Genomic DNA, 14680 nt, shown 5'->3' with positions numbered 1-14680 from the left:
CCGTAAACCGACTCTTGCGCATCTCGGCCTCCTTTGGCTCTAGTGTGCCCGGAGACCTCCAGTTTTCAATGGACCGAATTTACGGGAAGGCGACAGCACCTCCGGCCAGAAGCCCAGCGCGTTGGTGAACGCCTCCAGACGCTCCTGGTTCACCGCGAAGTTCGGCGGCAATTGCCACACGACCGCCCGCAGCCGGCTCCCCATCGGTTGCATGCGGTCGCGCAGCAGCCGAACCGAGTCCCCAGCGTCCTTCAGTCGGTGGATATGCGTGACGAACCGGCTGCCCTTGATCGCGAAGCCGAAATCCGGCGGCGTCTGCTCCGCCCATCGCTGCACAGTCGTACTCGCGGGCAGGCGGTAAAAGGTGGCATTGATCTCCAGCCCGCTGAAATGCCGCGCACAGTGGGCGAGCCACTCGCGCTGTGGAACCCCGCGGTAGAAGTCGTCCTTCCACGCCCGGTAGTTCCAGCCGGACGTCCCGACATACGCACAGGCCATCGAGACCTCCTTCAGGCTTGCCTGCAACGAGTGTAGCCACAGGCCTGACGCCCTATCCGGAGGGTGCCCCAATCTCGCCTGCACTCATGCAGTGGAGTCGCGTGCGGAAAGCGGGCGGCCCAATGTCCGCCCGTTCCCGGACGGCTCGCGCCCCCGGTCACGGACGGTGACGACTCGCCCCGGTCGCCACCCCGCCTGCGATCAAGTGCGCCACCCGCAGTGGTTCCGGCAACCGGCTATGGACGCGCTGGTCTTCCAGGAGCCTCTGCGCCGCCTCGGGACTCAGCCCGCAGCGCTGCACGTACAACCCCGCCAGCGGTTCCATGACGCCGGCGGCCTCGATCAGTCGCCACTTGCGCACGCCCCCTGGAACAGGCCCGAGCAGCGCGCGACGAATCGCGGGCAGATCCGGTGCGTGGCGCGCCACCGCGAGGATCGGTAACCCGGTGCGCGCGTGCAGCGCCGGCAGGTCCACCACGTTGAATCCGGCCAGGGTGATCCCCTGCAACAGGATCGCGTGCAGTTGCGGTGCAAACGGACTGTCCAGCACGCATTCGACCAGACGCGCGGTGGCGTTGGCTCCGTCACGGCGCACCCGCGTCGAGATCACACCGTCCAGCCGCATGCCGGCGAATACCGCACCGACCACCAGCACATCACCCCGATGTGGCCGCGCGAACGGCGCATCATCGAAACCCACCACGTGTGAAAGACGCTCCTGCATCCGCTTCCCGGTCTGCCGCCTCTCGCGCCGCGGCGTTTCACAGTTCCACTGGTGTCCGCCCAGGCCTCGCCAACCCGGAGCGCACTCGGGGCGGGCCCCACCCGCAGCGGTCCCGCCCGCTCCGGCGGCCCATAACGGACTCGCCTCGAAGGGCCACCGGTTGCAGAGGCGCACGCAATACCCTACATCATGGCAGATACAAGCCCCGTTCCAGAGCAGACCGTGACCGACGAACTGCAACGCATCCGCTTCCTGATCAAGCGTGACGGCGAGGCCGCCACGCGGGAATGGGTCGAGCGCACATTGAACATCTACCGCGAAGCGCTGGCCGGTGCGGGCAATCACCCCCCGGCAGCGCACTACCGCTCGGAGTTCGAGCACTCCATCCGCCGCTTCGAACAGTGGCTGCACGGCAACATGAGGGACGACACGATGACGTTATCCGTCGAGGAGTTCTCCCGGGCGCGGGAGATGGTCAGCGGCCTGCTGGAGGAACTGCATTTGGCGACCTACACGTTCGATGTCGAGCCGCACGACGATGGCTGGGAGATTCGGGTCGAATGCGCCGCCGAGGACGGCTGGATGACCCAAACCTTCGCCGCTAGCCGCGAGGAGCTGCGGCGCGGCGACGACGCCGGTGTGCGTCAGCGGCTGCTTGATGCCTGGGCCGGGCAGCTGGCCGGATGTCGACGCACGCGCTGACTGGACGCCTGACCGTTCCCAAAAGGCACACACAGCCCTTGAATCCACGCCGGCCCGGGACATTTCGTACTTCTGCCCGGTCTCACCCAGTACCTGGACGACTGATCATTGACACCCCACATCTGGCGCCAACCTAGAGCGCACAAAGGGGGCTCGCCATGCGCCCGGACCTGATCACGGTATTTGGTGGCACCGGCTTTCTCGGCAGCGCGATCGTGCACGAGCTGATCGACGCCGGACACCCCGTGTGGATTGCTTCGCGCCGGGCGGCGTTACCCGCCGCGCTGGAACAACATGCCCAGGTGGAGCACTGCAGCGCCGATATCCGTGACGATGCCGCCGTCACCCGGGCCCTGGAGGGGGCCAGCGGCGTGGTGAACGCGGTCAGCCTGTATGTGGAACACCGCGACCTCCGCTTCACCACCATCCACGTGGAAGGCGCTGCGCGTCTCGCCCGATCGGCGCGCGCCGCGGGCCTGGCGAGAGTCGTGCAGATCTCCGGGATCGGGGCCGACAGCCAGTCGCGCTCCGCCTACATACGCGCCAGGGCCGAAGGCGAGTCGGCCGTGATCCGCGCGTTCCCCGACGCCTTGATCGTGCGTCCCAGCGTGCTCTTCGGCCCGCATGATGCCTTCCTGCGCAACCTGGCCGGCCTTGCGCGCCTGCCGGTGATCCCCCTGTTCGGCCGCGGAGAGACCCGCCTGCAGCCGGTGCACGTGGCCGATGTCGCCCGCGCCGTGGCCAGGCTGTTCGCCGCCACCCCGCCCGCACACCCGGTCTTCGAACTCGCTGGCCCCGACATCATGACGTACCGCCAGATCCTGACTCGGGTACTGGTTCACCTGGAACGCCAGCGCCCGATGGTGCCTGTGCCCTTCGCGCTCTGGCACGCACTGGCCCGGCTCGGCTCGCTGCTGCCGAACGCACCCCTGACCCGGGACCAGATCTTCCTGATGCAGCAGGACAACGTCGCCGACGAAACGGCGGGAAGCTTCGCCGACCTCGGCATCACGCCCCGCAGGCTGGAGGATTCCCTTCCGGACTGCCTCCCGGCGGAATGATTCCCGGATGCGCCGCCGCGCCGTGTGAAACCCAGGAAGCAGGGTGTCCTCTTCCTGCTCTCCTCCTGTCCTTTCCTGTTCGCCGGGGATGCGGCACGCCGGACCGCGGCTATATCCGGCGGCGCACACCTCACAAGCCCGCCAAATGCGCACCGCAATTGCACCATCGTTGGAGCCACCCTATGTTCCTGAATATGACGTCCTGCAATCGTGGTGATCCGATGGCACGAGCGCACACCTTCGACCGAATCACTGCCCGGCCACTCGCGCTGCTAACCACCCTGTGGCTGCTGGGCGGCGCCGCCGTCGCCGAGGACGACCCGGGCGCCCAAATTGCGCGGGAAGGCAATGATCGCGGCGCGACCGCCTGCATCCAGTGCCACGGCGAACAGGGCCAGGGCCAGGCACAGCCCCCATTCCCGCGCCTGGCGGGGCTCCCGAAGTCCTACTTGGTCGAACAGATGACGGCCTACCGGGAAGGCCAGCGCCCGAATGCCACAATGGCCCAGATCGCCCAGCATCTGGACGATGACGAGATCGAGGCGGTCAGCCGCCACTACGCCGAGATGAAACCGGCGGGCGGGCCGCACCGGGTACCCGAAGACCTGGTAGAAAAAGGGCGCGAGATTGCGCTCGAAGGGCTGCCGGAGCGAAACATCCAGTCCTGCGCCTCCTGCCATGGCGAACAGGGGCGCGAGCGCAACCCCAGCCTGCCACCGCTCGCCGGCCATCCCCCGCGTTATCTCATGGCACAGCTCCAGGCCTATGCCCAGGGGGCCCGCAAGACCGCCCTGGCCGGTTTGATGCAGGGCATCGCCCAGGAGCTGGAGGAAGAAGAGATGGCCGCCGTGTCGGCCTACTTCGCCTCGATTCCCGCCCGCGAGGAATGACCCCTTTGCTGCCGCCCGGACCGGACATCAACGAGCCCCGGGGGCGCAGGGCCGTGGGGGCCCGGCTTCCGTCCATCCCGCCGGCGGGCTCAATCCCTAGATAGCCCCCCGACGCGTAGCGAGCCTCGACCGCAGTGCGGAAATGTCCCGGAGTGGGTATCTTGTTGGCGCGGGACAAGGCAATCCCGCTGCCGGGTCCTCTATCGCGTGGCCCGGATGAGTCAACACAGGGAGAGAACATGCCAGGGAAACTGATTGTGGGCGGCCTCGTGGTCGCCGCCGCAGGGGTCGGGTATTACCACTACGAGGTCCGGCAGGTCGAGCAGAAGCTCGACGACATCGTGGAGATGCTCCAGCCGCTCGGCACGCTGCACTACTCCGACGTCGGCATCGGCCTCGGGGGCGAACTGCACGTCAACGGGCTGCTGTTTGAACCCAACAACACAGCCATCGGCCGCATGCGGGCGGACCGCATCACCCTGGAAGCCGGAAACCTGTGGCGGCTCGCCCGGCTTCGGCACACGCTGGATGCCCGACGCCTGCCGCGGCAGCTCGGGTTTTCCGTGCACGGGCTGACCCTGCCGGCCGGCATCGCCACAGGCGCGCAGGGCGACACGCCTGCGCTGTGGCTCGACACCGCCGGCTGCGGGGCCTATCAGGCCGCCCCGCCGGATGCGCTGATGGCCGCACTCGGCTATCGCGACATCCCGCTGGACTTCGGCGCCCACTACCACCTCGAAGAGGACCGCAACAGTCTGACCGTGCACAGCACGTTCGGCATGGGCCCACTGGGCCAGGGCACCTCCACCGGACGCTTCGACATCCAGGCCGCCTCGAACCGGGCCCGCGATCTCGCTCCGGCGCTAATGACCGCCTCGCTACAATCCTTGACCGTGGGGTACGCGGACCGCGGGTACTACCCTGCACTGATGGAATTCTGCGCAAACGAGATGGAGATGGCTCTCGAGGACTATACCGAGCACCACAAAGGCGCCTGGGTCGAGGCCTGGCGCCCCTTCGGCGTGCAGCCCGGGCCCGGCATGGTCGATGCCTACGGACGCTTCATCGAGGATCCCAAGGACGTTTCGCTGCGCATTGGCCCGATCGACAACCCGGCGCTGCTCTGGGCCAACGTCGACACCCCGACCCACCTGCTACGTCGGGTCGAGTCCAGCCTGACCGTGGCCGGAAAACACTACGGTCGCGTCGATCTGCGCCCCGTCACCCCGGGCCCCGCCAGACCGACGACGACCGAGAATACGAACTTGAACACGGGCCCGGCCGCCTCGGCCACGGCACCCGAGTTATCGCCTGTCCCGAACATCGCACTGCATGCACTGGGCGACCACATCGGCCGCAATCTCCGCATCCAGCTCGCCGACGGGCGCGCCCGCGATGGCGAACTGCTCGGAATCGAGGAGGAACACATCCGTGTGCGCCGACGCTTCGGCAGCGGCTACATGGTCGTGCCAGTCGCGCTGTCCGACATTGCCGAGGTGCGCCCACTCCGCTGAGGCCTGCGCGGCCGCCATTGCAGCAAACTGCTGGAGCACAACATGGCATTGCACCACGCCACACCCGGAGAGATCGTGGACGTCCGCCCCCTGGGGAAAGAACTGCGCGGATCAAAAAGTGCAACGCTGCTGCGTTCGGAACACTTGCAAGTCTTCCGCGTCGTGCTCCCCAAAGGCGAAGAGTTCAGTGATCACGCCGTACCCGGAGAGATCACGGTCCAATGCCTGGAAGGCTCGGTCGATTTCCGTATCGGGGAAGACCAACTCCAGCGACTCACCGCCGGCGCCCTGATCTACCTGAATGGGGGTCAGCCCCATGCCCTCAAGGCGCTGGAAGACGCGTCAGTCCTGGTGACCATCTACCACCCGCGATAGCCAGATCAACCGATATTTGGCGTGATTCCACGCCACCATCCCGGACTGCACCGGGCCGGTTCCAGGCCCAGGCGCCACTCAGCGCTTGCTTGAGACGGAACCGACTGCCTCTGCGCGCTCGAGTAGACCGCCCCCCGAGTCCCATCCTCGCGCAGGTGAGATGACCGGGGCTGACATTGCCCTTTGCCCATCCGCCGCCAACCCGCCGACCTGCTAAATCCGCAGGTAGAATTCTTAGCCCTGCCGGCAGCGACTTCACAGGGTGTTCCGGTACATCCGCCCGCCCTTCATGATCAACCGCAACGAGTTCTCCGGCTCCGCCAGGAAGGACAGATCCCGCTCCGGCTCCCCGTCGACCACCAGCAGGTCTGCCAGGCCACCGGGCTGAACAACCCCCAGACCGCTGCCGTAGGGCGCGCGCGGCCCGGATAACGCCAGGCAGCGGCCGTTGTCCCCAGTAGCCATGCGCAGTACCTCGAGGGGTTCGTAGAAGCGGGTCATCTTGGCCAGCTGACGCCCCTGGGTATGGGTCTTGTCGGGGGCAAACAGGATGTCCGTGCCCCAGGCGGTCTGTACCTCATGCTCGCGTGCCCACGCGTAGGCCTGTTCCGTACCCCTGGCCACCCGCGTCTGCTTCGCCACCTGTTCCGGATCCCGGTAAACGTTGGAGTCCTCGTCCTGGAGAAATGGCTGCAGGCTCCACCAGACGCCCTCGCCCGCCATCATGCGGACCGCCTCCTCGTCTGCCAGCTGGCCGTGTTCGATGCAGCCGACACCCGCGCGGATGGCGCGCTTGATCCCTTCGGGCACGTAAACGTGCACCGTGGCGTAGGTGCCCCAGTCCCTGGCGGCCTCGACACCCGCGCGCAACTCCCGCTCGGTGTACTGCACGCTATCCAGGGGATCGTAGAGGGAGGCCACACCGCCACCAGCCATTAGCTTGATCTGGCTTGCGCCCAGCATGAGCTGTTCCCGCGCGCGACGGAGCACCTCGTCGGCGCCATCGGCGATCACCGACACCCCGGAAAGCTCCGTCTGGGTGGGGCCAGACAGGGCCGTGCGCGGTACTTCATGGCGCATGCGGAAATCACCGTGCCCCGAGGTCTGGCTGATCATCGCGCCGGAGGGGAAGATGCGCGGCCCCGGGGTAACGCCTTCGTCAATGGCGCGCTTGAGAGCGAAGGCGGGGCCGCCCACGTCGCGCACCGTGGTGAAACCACGCATCAGCGTCGCCCGCGCCTCGCGCGCCGCCTGCAGGTGAATGTAGGCCGGATCCGCCGTCAGGGCGGTGCGCATGTCCACCCCCGCCAGGGTGGTATGCCAGTGGGCATCGATGAGTCCGGGCATCACCACCCGTCCTCCGCAATCCACACGCAGCACACCCTCGGGCGCTGCGTCCGGCGTGATCAGATCGACGATCCGCTCACCCTGGATCAAAACCGCCACGCCTTCCCTCAGATGGAGGGACTGGCCATCGAACAGCCGCAGATTCACCAGTAGCAGGGGGCGATCCGGCAGGCCCGGCCGCTCATCCGGCCCGGCCGCTACACGGAACCCGGCGAACATGCCCACCAGCGCCGCCATGCCTCCCAGCATACGCCGGCGGCTGATGTCCGCCTCGATACGCTGCATGGCGCGCATGGTCTCCGGCCGGCCGCACAGGCACGACATGCCCCCGGGGTGTTCGGTGCCGCAGCAGGGGTGGGAGTGGACAGGCTCGTGCATCACTGGGCTCCCTGGGCAAGGCCACTGACCAGTAAACACCGGGAGACGTCCGCGCCGCCCGATCCCTAGTTCAGATTAGCAGGGATGAGTGCATCCTTGACCCTCATTCTCATCCCTTTGTCTCTTTCGAAACATTTTCGGAAGTTGAGCCGTGACGGCGATATCGGACCCCACGAATCCAGCTCCCCGGAGCAGGTTCAAGCGCTAGTCAGCGCGAGGTTGGGGCGGAACCGATTGCTTCTGCGAGCTGGAATAGACGCTCAGGGCGGTCACGGTCAGCAGGATCAATCCCATGCCAAAGACCTGGAGTGCGCCCAGGGTCTCGCTCAGGAACACCACGCCGAACAGCGACGCAGTCACCGGCTCGACCATCGCCACGATGGACGCGACGGCGGGTGCCGTGTGGTTCAGGCCGATGATGTAGAAAATGAACGACAATCCAGCGCCCAGCACGCCCAGTATCACGAACAACGGCCAGCTCGGCGTGCTCAGCACAGCCACGGTCTGGTCGGGATCGCCCAGCCCGAACAGGATGACGACCAGGACCGCGAACGCGATCACCAGAATCGCCTGCGGGCTGCCGTGGGGTGCCGCGAACTTGAAGCCGAAGATGAAGACCGCGTAGGACAGCCCCGAAGCCAGACCGGCCCCGGCGGCGATCGGCGTCACGTCACCGGCACCGATATCGTAAATACCCGTCAGCAGCACCACACCCAGCATGACCATCGCGATCGCGACCCACTTGAACAGGGTGGGTTTTTCGAGCCCGAGTGCAAAAGAGACGAGATAAACGAATACCGGCGCGCAGTACATCAGTGTCGCAGCCACCGCGACACTGCCCTCGGCGATGCTCAGGAAGTAGAAGGTGAAGTTGCCCGCGACCCCCAGGCCGGCGATCGCCGACCAGAACCACATGCGGCCACTGGCCAATCCGCTGCCATGCGGGCGAATCGCAAGCCAGGCGAGCACGAACAGCAGCCCGATCGCGCCCCGGTAGAACGACACCACCACCGGATCCCAACCCTGGCCCGTGAGAATGCCCCCAATCCCGCCGGACAGCCCCCAGGAAAACGCCGCCAGGGCGACGAACAGCGTGCTCAGACCCACCACTTTTTCGGATGAAAGCGACCTCAGCGGGTTCGGTGCGCCCTGTGCCATTCAGCCAGTCCCTATCGTGGGTCGTGAGTGAGTCCCGACCCGTCGATCTGCTGGTCGGCGACATGTTTCGCGTTGACCCCGCGATGGGTCAGCGAAACGCCGCACAATATAACAGCGCCACACGTCGTGATGTTGTGAGACATCAACGAGCGCGGGACATTGGAGAAGCCCTTGCCGCTTGGGTGGAGGCGCGGCGCGGAAGGACGGCCTGAGCCCTTGCCGCCCTCGCGGCCCCCGGGAAAATCAGTCGTGGACGATGATACGCGCGCCGGCGGGGTCGATATCGACGCGGGAACTCGAATACTCGCAGGCGTCCGCGATTTCCTTCAGCTCTGGCATATTGTTGAGCTCCGCCAGTTTCCGCAACAGGCCGCCTTCGCAGTCGCATTGCATCCCTCTGTCGGGATCGGCTGTGCACTTGAACTCACCCCCATCCACCGACCAGTCCATGCCCAATGGCATCTTCATGATCACCGGCTCCTCGCGCCTCACCTGCATCTTCACCCGATCCGCGTTCTGTCCGTCCTGCCAATCCACGGTCGGCAAATTGTCTCTGGCCATCATGTCACTCCTTCCATCCGAATATGCCGCGTAGTGGCACGCGATCCATGCCCAGCATACGAGGCGCCTTCCGGCCCTTGCTTTGATGCCAGGCCCCTTCCACTTTCCGCCAAAATGGGCCGATGTCAGGCTGCAGTCCGTACGGTGTCAAACATAACGAAGATCGTTGGTGTCCTTTGTTGCTCGCACATCCTTTGCGCCACTCAAGCCGACGCGGCGGGGCCGATTTGTGCGGGAAGGCACCGCGGCTGCCCCTCTGGCGACGCCGGCCTGCCAAATCCGAGTAGACCCCATAGCGCGGGCTCACTGGCACTCAGGCCGACACTCCTGTACACAAGGAGCGCCTGTCACAAACACCATCCGGAGCTTGCATGTCCATGAAACCGTTCCTACTGATCGCCTTGCCCCTGGCCGCACTCATGGCGGCCCCTGCTTGGGCCGACGACGGCGAGATCCAGCGCATCCTGGAGGCCAAGGGGGCCGCATGGGAAGCCGGCGATGGCGAGGCCTGGGCACGCGACTATGCGGAGAATGCCGGGGTGATCAATCTGGTCGGCACACGCCTCGAGGACCGTTCGAGCAATGCACAACGGCATACGGACTTGCTGCAGGGCCCCTTTGCCGGAACCTCGCTAAGCGTCGACGTACAGGACATCATCCTGCTCGGCGACGACACCGCCTTCGCGGAGGTCATGTTTCGGGTTTCGGGCATTGAATCCATGCCGGACGGCCTGCCGGACCGCGGCGACGGCGAGCTGCACACGCGTATGAGCTTCCTGTTCGAACGCCACGATCACCACGGCTGGCAGATCCAGTTCGGACAGAACACCGCCGTGCACCCATAGCAGCCGTCGGGATCAGACCTGGCCTTTCGTCCCCGCCGGAACCCTCCAGGGGCAAACGGCAAGGTCTGACCCCATAGATATTCAACTCTTGGCGTGGTCCGGCGCCGCTATTTCTCTGGCCGATTCAGCCCTTCAGGGTCGCGATGGCCTGCACCGTGTTCTCCTTCACCGGGCGCGGCCGCTCCGGCTTGAAGTTCCGGATGTACTCGACCACCTCGGGGCCGGTGAGCACGGGTACCGACAGGTCGGAAGAACGCCCCAGCGAGACATCCGGGTGGGTGAACAGCACGATCGGCTGGATCCAGCGCTTCGCCTTGCGGCTCTTCAGATATTCACTCAGCAACCACACCTGCTTCTTCACCTGCCTGATGGGATTGCGCATCTCCTTGCCATAGCGGTTTCCGCGACGCCCCGTCTTGCTCACGGTCCATTGCGGCCGGCTCTCGTCACAGTCGATCGCCCCGTTGTTATGCTTCACCTCGATCACGAACACCGCCTCCGGTCCGGTCACCACCAGGTCGGTCTCCACCATCCCGGTGCGGGACTGTTCGCTGGGCAGATCCACCTGATTGAAGATCGCAAATGAATCCGGGAGCTTCGAAAGCCAGTCCAGGGCCGCATCCTCGCCGCGCGCCCCCGCCTCGATCACCGCGCTGCCACCGATGCTTCCATACAGGGCCGCCACGCCCGCAAGCGCTACGAGCCCTACGAGCGGATGAATGAAGAAGGCCGCAACCGCGACCGGAAGGCCCAGGATCAGGACCAGATTCCGCCCCTTCGCCTGAATCGCCTTCGACTCCTCAGTCAATCGATTCGCGGTCACATACCGAGTATTCGCCATGGCCCCTTCCTTTTCATTGCCGGAACGAATCGAACGCCTCCACGATGCCAGATTGAGCCCGACTACTGGACCGGCTTCGTTCCGCGGCAGCCGGATTACTGCGTAAGCCACGCCGGGGTCAGACCTTGCCTTTTCCGTGCGTTTCCGCGGTCCGACCCCGTTATAAGATCCCGATCCGGCAGCAACCTCTTGATTGCACCCTACTGCTGGAGGTCCGACCCGGTCACTCCGGATATAGACTTAGAGTACCGACGGGAGTGATACAGCTCATCTGACAGGAGAGTAGTCGCATGCTTCGCATCGCTGCTGTGTTGCTGGGTCTCTTGCTGCTTGCCGGCTGCATCAACACCCAGAGCTGGGAGGCAACGCGCGTGCTGCAGGACATCGAGGCCGGCGCGGGACCGAGCACGCTGAAGGCCCGCACCCCCGAGCCCGTGCGCCAAACGCTCACGCTCGAGACGGACGAAGGTGACATCGCGGCCGACCTCTATCATCCCCAGCAGGATGTGGGGGCCCGCATCGTCCTCGTGCCGGGCTTCACGCCACAGGGCAAGGACGACCGCCGGCTGGTGCAACTCGCCACTACGCTGGCGCGGGCACGCTTCCTGGTGCTGGTGCCCGACCTGCAGGGTACGAAAGACCTCAGTGTGCGCCCTGAGGATGCCGCTGCCATCGGTGATGCCGCGGCCCTACTGGCCCGTCTGGACGTGGACCGCGCAACCGATGAACAAGAGGTGGGGGTCGCGGCGATCTCTTATGCCGTGGGCCTTGCAGTCCTGGCGACGCTAACGCCGGAGGGGGAGGAGGCCATCGACTTCCTGGTCGCGATCGGCGGCTACTACGACACGAAGAACGTGATCACCTTCTCCACCACAGGGGCGTTCCGGGAGCCCGGATCGGCCCACTGGCAGACGCGCACGCCTGACCCGCAGGCGAAGTGGATCTTCCTGCGCGGCAATCTGCACATGCTGAATGACCGCGAAGACCGCGCGATTCTCGAAGCAATCGCGCGGCGGCGCATGGGCGACCCCGAGGCCCCCATCGACGACGTGGCCGATGATCTCGGCGATGAGGGGCGAAGCCTATTGGCGTTAATCCTGAACGATGACCAGGAGCGCGTCCCGGCGCTCCTGGACGATCTGCCGGCCAGCGCGCAGGCGGCCATCGAGATGCTGTCCCTGACCAACCGCGACCTCTCGCATCTTTCCAACGGTGCCATCCTGATCCACGGTCGGGCCGACACGATGATCCCGCACACCGAAAGCGAGCGCCTCGCCCGTGCAATCGGCGACGTCGACCTGCACCTGATCGATGGCTTCTCCCACATCGATCCGCACGGCGTGGGACTCATCGGCCAGTGGCAGCTTATCCGCGCGCTGACGGACCTGATCGCGCGGCGATCGGATTGACCCTGTGGATGGATCCTCGCCACACAAACACGCGCGGCGAACACAGCGACAAATGCAGCGGTAATTACGGCGTCGCCTCGACCGAGACGAGCCCCTTCCTGGCTCACGTCATCAGGACCCTCCTTGGCCCATGAACTCACCCGAAAACCGAGCGCGACCGCCTCAGACCGTCAAGCAGATCATGGGTGTCCTCTTCTTCTCTCAGCGGAAACTGAAATCCCCACAAACACCGCTCATCTGTGCGCCATCCAACAGATGAATCGTTTCCACGTGTAGTAGTTTCCTCGTGTAGTAAGAAGATCCTGCGCGCTCGACACGCAATGGCCGTCCGGGATCGGCAGGGGCGATTGCCTCCGCATGAACCTCCATCAAAGCCGGCCGACATACGTTGGGATCTCCAATTGATCATTAGAGGACTCACGAGCACCCGCACTGAACACCCGCTTTCAACCGCTGCACCCGGCTGGCGGCGGCGCACCCCAGATTCCGGATAAGGGACTCATCGCAAGCCAACATTCCGCCGGCGACCGCATCAAGCCCCTCGCGATCCCAATTCGTAGCCATCACCGGACGGTCGGTGGGCCTGAAAGATCGCCCTAATACCTAGAACATTCGCCCACCCAACTGCCCGCCGAATCCCCCTTACCTACGTAATCTCTCGATGGACGCCATGGCGCACGATCTGTTCCAACAGGTACTCAGCCTTCTTCAGACCTATCCGTATCTGTTCATTTTTATCGGCATGCTCGTCGCGGGCGAAGTCGTGCTCTTGCCGGCGATATACCTGGCGGCGACCGGGCGCCTTGATCTTGCTGCAGTCATCTCGCTGGCAATACTGGCCACCGTCTTGTCGGACCTCTTCTGGTACGGGCTGGGAAGAAAATTCCCCGCTTCGGCACTCGACCGCATCCCTGGACACCACAGCAACAACGCCGTTCGTGGTCTGGAACGCCTGTTCAATCGCAAGGGCGTGCAGATCCTGTTTCTATCCAAGTTTGTATATGGCACACGGACGGCGGCCCAAGTGCTTGCGGGAGTACACGATATGCGTTTTCAAACCTATCTCATCGTCAATTTCCTCGCCGTCCTAACGTTGTTCGCCGTCTTCGTTTCTCTCGCCTATTCGGTCGTCGGCACGACGCGCCAACTTGGCGACCTGATTGAGGATATCGAGATCGCCTTCCTGATATTCATCGTCATTGCGGTGTCCGCCAATTATATCGCGAGCCGGGTGTTGAGGAACCGATGGTCTCGGTAGTGATACCAGCCTTCAATGAGGTCGGAACCATCGCCGATGTCATTGCGTGTGCACGCCAGCATCCTTGGGTTGGGGAAATCCTCGTGGTCGATGATGGCTCTACGGATGCGACGGCCCAGGTCGCAGAGGCCGCGGGTGCCCACGTCATCCGCCTGGCTCGAAACACGGGCAAGACGACCGCATTGGATGCAGGCGTGCGTTCGGCGAAATCTAACGTCCTGTTATTTCTCGACGCTGACGTGACTGGCCACACACAGCAGACCTTGTCCCGGATCATGCAGCCTGTCATCGAGGGACGCGTCGAGATGAATGTTGGCTTGCGCGCTCGATCGACGCTGATACTCAACCGGGCGCTGCGATTCTTCCCAATTATCGGCGGAGATCGGGCATTGACCCGCCGGCTCTGGGAGGCCGTACCGACGAGTTCCGTGCAGGGTTTCCAGATCGAGATCGCCTTGAACTACACCTCCAAGCAATTCGAGAAGGGGATGGCGTTCGAACTCGTGCATGGTACGTTCCACCACATTAAAGAAAGGAAATATGGGGTCGTGTGTGGCGCTACCCAACGCGCGATGATGATCCGACAAATCCTGTCGATATCATTCCGGCTTTACATACTTGGCTGGATCAAGGAGAGGGCTGTACGTATCAGGAAGAGGAACAAGGTCGATAGCGGAATTGATTTCTAGCTAATGTCTGATTCCCGCCGCCAAGGAGGCTCTAATCGTCAAGAAGATCATGGGTGTCGTCTTCTTTCGTCCTCCGCACATGACGAACTGCAGCACACGCTGCGTCAGGAACGTGATTTCAGCGACGCCGTGATCGACGTGTCGCCTTCCCGTAAATTCGGTCCATTGAAAACTGGAGGTCTCCGGGCACACTAGAGCCAAAGGAGGCCGAGATGCGCAAGAGTCGGTTTACGGAGAGTCAGATTGTTCAGACGCTGAAGCAGGTCGAAGGCGGCCGGAAGGTGAAGGACGTCTGTCGGGAGATCGGGGTCTCTGAGGCGACCTACTACCAGTGGAAGTCGAAGTACGGTGGCATGGAGGCTGCGGACGTCCGACGGCTGAAGGAGCTGGAGGACGAGAACAACCGGCTCAAACGGATGTATGCCGAGCT

General features: G+C 64.4%; 15 protein-coding genes and 2 pseudogenes. 10 read left to right on the top strand and 7 right to left on the bottom strand.

Annotated elements, in window-relative coordinates:
- Positions 1 to 96 precede the first annotated feature (96 nt).
- Together F618_RS15010 and F618_RS0113585 are read right to left on the bottom strand one after the other, a co-directional pair.
- Positions 97 to 498: pseudogene (locus F618_RS15010) on the bottom strand (DUF72 domain-containing protein); the annotation flags it as partial.
- 157 nt (positions 499 to 655) lie between these two features.
- The gene (locus F618_RS0113585) at positions 656 to 1222 is read right to left on the bottom strand and encodes a DUF99 family protein (RefSeq protein WP_019568880.1); all 567 of its coding nucleotides are present in this window, start codon (positions 1220 to 1222) and stop codon (positions 656 to 658) included.
- 222 nt (positions 1223 to 1444) lie between these two features.
- Here F618_RS0113585 and F618_RS0113580 point away from each other — a divergent pair, with 222 nt between their 5' ends.
- The 5 genes from F618_RS0113580 to F618_RS15750 all read left to right on the top strand — a co-directional run bounded on the left by F618_RS0113580 (position 1445) and on the right by F618_RS15750 (position 5764).
- Entirely contained in the window at positions 1445 to 1924 is a 480-nt protein-coding gene (locus F618_RS0113580; protein ID WP_018144261.1) for a hypothetical protein, read from the top strand.
- A 158-nt stretch (positions 1925 to 2082) separates the two neighbouring features.
- Entirely contained in the window at positions 2083 to 2985 is a 903-nt protein-coding gene (locus F618_RS0113575; RefSeq protein WP_019568879.1) for a complex I NDUFA9 subunit family protein, read from the top strand.
- Between the two features lie 221 nt (positions 2986 to 3206).
- A complete protein-coding gene (locus tag F618_RS0113570) occupies positions 3207 to 3875 on the top strand; it encodes a cytochrome c (protein WP_026331241.1) in 669 nt (222 codons plus the stop codon).
- Positions 3876 to 4114: 239 nt separating this feature from the next.
- Entirely contained in the window at positions 4115 to 5389 is a 1275-nt protein-coding gene (locus F618_RS0113565; RefSeq protein WP_019568877.1) for a hypothetical protein, read from the top strand.
- 42 nt (positions 5390 to 5431) lie between these two features.
- The gene (locus F618_RS15750) at positions 5432 to 5764 is read left to right on the top strand and encodes a cupin domain-containing protein (RefSeq protein ID WP_081620913.1); all 333 of its coding nucleotides are present in this window, start codon (positions 5432 to 5434) and stop codon (positions 5762 to 5764) included.
- 255 nt (positions 5765 to 6019) lie between these two features.
- Here F618_RS15750 and F618_RS0113555 read toward each other — a convergent pair whose 3' ends face one another.
- The 3 genes from F618_RS0113555 to F618_RS0113545 form a co-directional block, all read right to left on the bottom strand.
- Positions 6020 to 7489 (bottom strand): amidohydrolase family protein, encoded by a 1470-nt coding sequence (locus tag F618_RS0113555; RefSeq protein ID WP_026331240.1) that lies wholly within the window; start codon positions 7487 to 7489, stop codon positions 6020 to 6022.
- Positions 7490 to 7693: 204 nt separating this feature from the next.
- On the bottom strand, positions 7694 to 8647 hold the full coding sequence (locus F618_RS0113550; protein ID WP_051074756.1) for a DMT family transporter: 954 nt from the start codon (positions 8645 to 8647) through the stop codon (positions 7694 to 7696).
- A gap of 243 nt (positions 8648 to 8890) precedes the next feature.
- Positions 8891 to 9211 (bottom strand): hypothetical protein, encoded by a 321-nt coding sequence (locus tag F618_RS0113545; protein ID WP_019563988.1) that lies wholly within the window; start codon positions 9209 to 9211, stop codon positions 8891 to 8893.
- Between the two features lie 368 nt (positions 9212 to 9579).
- On the opposite strand from F618_RS0113545, the gene F618_RS0113540 reads away from it, so the two are divergent.
- Positions 9580 to 10053 (top strand): SgcJ/EcaC family oxidoreductase, encoded by a 474-nt coding sequence (locus F618_RS0113540; protein ID WP_019563987.1) that lies wholly within the window; start codon positions 9580 to 9582, stop codon positions 10051 to 10053.
- A 124-nt stretch (positions 10054 to 10177) separates the two neighbouring features.
- Here the strand turns inward: F618_RS0113540 and F618_RS0113535 are convergent, their stop codons facing one another.
- Positions 10178 to 10894 (bottom strand): nuclease-related domain-containing protein, encoded by a 717-nt coding sequence (locus F618_RS0113535; protein ID WP_019563986.1) that lies wholly within the window; start codon positions 10892 to 10894, stop codon positions 10178 to 10180.
- Positions 10895 to 11184: 290 nt separating this feature from the next.
- Here F618_RS0113535 and F618_RS0113530 point away from each other — a divergent pair, with 290 nt between their 5' ends.
- Entirely contained in the window at positions 11185 to 12303 is a 1119-nt protein-coding gene (locus F618_RS0113530) for an alpha/beta hydrolase (protein ID WP_019563985.1), read from the top strand.
- Here F618_RS0113530 and F618_RS16665 read toward each other — a convergent pair.
- A pseudogene (locus tag F618_RS16665) lies at positions 12304 to 12406 on the bottom strand (transposase); the annotation flags it as partial.
- A 567-nt stretch (positions 12407 to 12973) separates the two neighbouring features.
- Between F618_RS16665 and F618_RS0113525 the strand changes: the two are divergent.
- From F618_RS0113525 to F618_RS0113515, 3 genes are all read left to right on the top strand, one after another.
- Positions 12974 to 13561, top strand: a complete 588-nt coding sequence (locus F618_RS0113525; RefSeq protein WP_019563984.1) for a DedA family protein — start codon at positions 12974 to 12976, stop codon at positions 13559 to 13561.
- Complete coding sequence (locus F618_RS0113520) at positions 13549 to 14250, top strand: glycosyltransferase family 2 protein (protein WP_019568873.1); 702 nt, start codon at positions 13549 to 13551, stop codon at positions 14248 to 14250. Before F618_RS0113525 ends, F618_RS0113520 begins: the two co-directional genes overlap by 13 nt.
- Positions 14251 to 14462: 212 nt before the next feature.
- Positions 14463 to 14680, top strand: a 218-nt coding sequence (locus F618_RS0113515) for a transposase (protein ID WP_019568201.1), incomplete at its 3' end; no start/stop codon positions are given.

Origin of the sequence: Thioalkalivibrio sp. ALMg13-2, from assembly GCF_000381185.1 — a bacterium.
Lineage (GTDB): Bacteria > Pseudomonadota > Gammaproteobacteria > Ectothiorhodospirales > Ectothiorhodospiraceae > Thioalkalivibrio > Thioalkalivibrio versutus.
Note: the sequence above shows the minus strand (reverse complement) of the source record. Positions and strands in the feature narration are given on the sequence as shown.